Raw genomic sequence first — 3,136 nt, forward strand, 5'->3', positions numbered from 1 at the left:
AGGAGACGGTTTTGCTTCCCGAACTTACTGCAGCATAATCAAGGAACTGACCCGCACGGTGTCGAGAAAACTCCACCACTCAGCGGGACGTAACCGTGTCGCGGTGGAGGACCCTCTACCGCGACACGCAAATTCGTTTCTTATTTCTGAGCGGCTCACTCGACTCTGGTCGTCTCCACAGCGTGTTCCTGGCCGTGTCGAGAGTTTGTTAGGAGGCGGTGACCCAGGCGGCGTTGGAGGCTGCCTGGCCTAGAACAGCATTTTTTGCTGGCCGGAGAGGGTGATGGCGCCGACCCGGAGGAGGCCAACGCTGATAATGCATAGCATCAATCTTCCAACGACTATCGAGTTCATAATTTTAGGTGGCCAGTTTTGCGTAGACGATGTAGTTGTCGTCGAATTCGCCGGTGTCCGGGTCGTATCCGTCGCAGGTGATCAGGCGTAGTTCGGGTCCTTCGGTGTTGCCGTATACCGTCTGGGTGGGGAACGCGTCTTGGGAGTATTGCTCGCCGCGGTCGACAACGAAGGTTGCTGTGGTGCCATCTTCGCGGAGCACGTCGATGGTGTCACCGGCCTTGAGTTTGCGCAGGTCCGCGAAGACGCAGGGGCCGCTGTCGGTGGCGTTGACGTGGCCGAGGAGGACCGCGGGTCCGCGTTCACCAGGTGTGGGGGAGTCGTTATACCAACTGGCGGGTGCTCCGGGCCCGTCCGGGGGAACCTCGAGCGAGCCGTTCTCGCGTAGGCCGAGGCTCAGTAGCTCCGATTCCGCGCCGATGGCGGGAATACTGAACGATACCGGGTCCGACGCCGATAGGACCGGCAGCTGGGCCGGTGCCGGTGCCGGTGTGGGTGTTTCGGGTGCGGGGGTCGTGGGTGGTTGAGTTGGGGCCGGCACCGTCGGCGAAGCGGAGACGGAGATGGTCGGGGTCGGCGCTGGCGTTCCTTGGCTTTGGGCGGTCGTGTTGGTGGCGCAGCCGGTGAGGATTAAAACAGCGACCGCCGCAGAGGCCAGGTGGCTCCTGCGACGGTCGCTGGGTGAACTAATCGTGTGAAGTATTATCTCCGATCAGTTCGTGGTGCTTGGATGGAAATTATGCCTTGGCGGCGTTGCTGCGGCGAACCAGGAAGGTTCCGCCTGCTGCTGCTGCCAGGACCAGGCCGCCACCGAGGGCGAGGGCGCCGGTGTTGGAACCGGTTTCCTGGGCGACACCGGTGTCAGCGCCACCGGCAGGCATGTCGCCCATCTGTGAGGCTACGAGGGTTCCACACAGTGCCGGTGAGGTGGCGCCCAGGGGCAGGTCTGGGGAGATGTCACTGGTTGAGTTGAACACTTCCTCGGAGACCCCGGCAGTTGCTGGGTCCAGGCCGTGGACGACGACGACGGCGGTGCCGGCTTCGAGGGAAGCCTTGGTTTCGGCGTTGAGGTCGAAGGTGCGCTGGATGGTGTAGCTGCCGCCCTGGCCGCCGAGCTCGAGGTTCAAGCCTTCTTCGGGGCCGGTAGCTCCGCTGGTGGTCAGGGTGGTGAGGATGCCGCCGTAGGCGCGCGTGCCGTCGGAGGTGTTGAGGATGCCGTCGCCGTTTTCGTCATCAGCGGGTATGGGGCATTCGCCGAGGGCCCCGCCGTGGATGTGCTGGACGTGGGGGTACGGGGCGTCCATGAAGGTTTCGGCGAGGCCGGAGACCTGGAGGTTCACGGTGGCCTGGTCGCCCTTGACATCAACGGTGACAGTGCCGGAGCCGGTGGTGCCGTTGAGCTGGCCCAGGGTCGAGGAGTAGGACCCATCTGCTGCCATGGCCGGCGACGATGCCATCGCCAGGGCGCCGAGGGCGAGGGTGGGTACTGCGAGGAAACGCATTGCCTTATTCATAAGATCAATTCCTTCACTGTGCGTGGATACGCACCAGAGTCAGTGCGCTTACTATTCTATTCGGAGCGTTCCGCCGTGTGGATTGGTTTCCCCCACACAATTCACAGCCGAACACATGACACCGCTCGTTGAGAGTGGCTTCTGCTCACCGTACGCAGGACAAGACCCTATGACAAGGCCCTGTTAGGTAGCGCTTGGTGTGACACATGGTGCCGATGAGGTTTACCAGCTAGGGCATAATCGTCCACTTATTCGACTGCGGGTTACCCGTTCGCGGAGTAAGAGTAAGCAGTCACACCAGGTGGGTGAGGTGTGTTCGATACTGCTTTTCAAGCGGATGAGCCCGCCGCGGATGCGGGTTTTGGCTGTTGATAGTGGAAGGCCGAGGTGGGCGCCGCCTTGCTGGTAGATGAGCTCGTCGGAGTAGACCAGATTGATCGCTTCACGTTGGGTGGGACTGAAGGTTTGGAGGGATCGGGTGCTCTCCTGTTCTTCGAGCCGGTTGATTGCTGTTTCGGCTGTCTGATCAAAATCCGGTGTGTAGGTTGCCACGGCGTAGGCGGTGTTGCGATTCGACGATAAGTGCTCGTCCCGCGGTCCCGCACCGCTCTGGTCCAAGGTCCTGCGGTGGGAATCATCATCAGCCAGGCGACAATCAGGCGACAGAGGTGGCCTTATGGGTGCCTCAACGGTGTGTGAAGAAGCCAACGCTTTGCAGGTTGGAGGCGGATCCGGGCAGGCCGGTCCCGCCTCCGCCGATCAGGAGCATGCTCAACGGTTGTGCGCGGCGGTTCGGGAACTGGAAGAAACCGATGCGCTCCTTGAGCGAGCACGACAAGAAAAAGAAAACGTGCATCATCAGGTAAAGCTCAGGCAAAGCGCGTAATGTCTTACCTATCCTCAAGTGCGAGTGACTGATGGCCGGATGTTTATTTATCCGGTCAAAAGCGTCGGAGAACACAACTAACGGCCTCCACCGTGTGTTCCCCGGCGCTTTTGTCATGCCACCACCGGCAGCCAACAGCTTATGGGTGGCAGCTCTTCAATCCACCGATCCAGCAGCTTGTCGTAATACCGCCTGTAGCGTTTATTTTCACCGATCGCGCTGCCGCCACTCTGTTCACTGTCATAAAACGTCAGTAGGCTCTAATCCTGCATCCCCCAATGGTGCAAGCTTGGTGTCATAGCCTCGTAGCAACAAACATTGTTGGGTAGAGGGAGTTGCTGGTGGCGCGGAGGTTGTTGACGTTTGCTGATCGGGCGGACAT

The 3,136-nt window shown here is 60.6% G+C and carries 3 protein-coding genes; all 3 read right to left on the bottom strand.

All coding sequences use genetic code 11. From position 1 onward, the window contains the following. Positions 1-358 precede the first annotated feature (358 nt). The 3 genes from IWX62_RS16035 to IWX62_RS16045 all read right to left on the bottom strand — a co-directional run bounded on the left by IWX62_RS16035 (position 359) and on the right by IWX62_RS16045 (position 2,829). Positions 359-895: a class F sortase gene (locus tag IWX62_RS16035; protein WP_333483496.1), complete on the bottom strand. Its 537-nt coding sequence runs from the start codon at positions 893-895 to the stop codon at positions 359-361. Positions 896-1,091: 196 nt separating this feature from the next. After that, complete coding sequence (locus tag IWX62_RS16040) at positions 1,092-1,868, bottom strand: CHRD domain-containing protein (protein ID WP_196842411.1); 777 nt, start codon at positions 1,866-1,868, stop codon at positions 1,092-1,094. 685 nt (positions 1,869-2,553) lie between these two features. Next, positions 2,554-2,829, bottom strand: coding sequence for a hypothetical protein (locus tag IWX62_RS16045; protein ID WP_196842412.1), 276 nt, complete (start codon positions 2,827-2,829; stop codon positions 2,554-2,556). Positions 2,830-3,136: the final 307 nt, after the last annotated feature.

Origin of the sequence: Arthrobacter sp. CAN_A1 (assembly GCF_015751665.1) — a bacterium.
Lineage (GTDB): Bacteria > Actinomycetota > Actinomycetes > Actinomycetales > Micrococcaceae > Arthrobacter_D.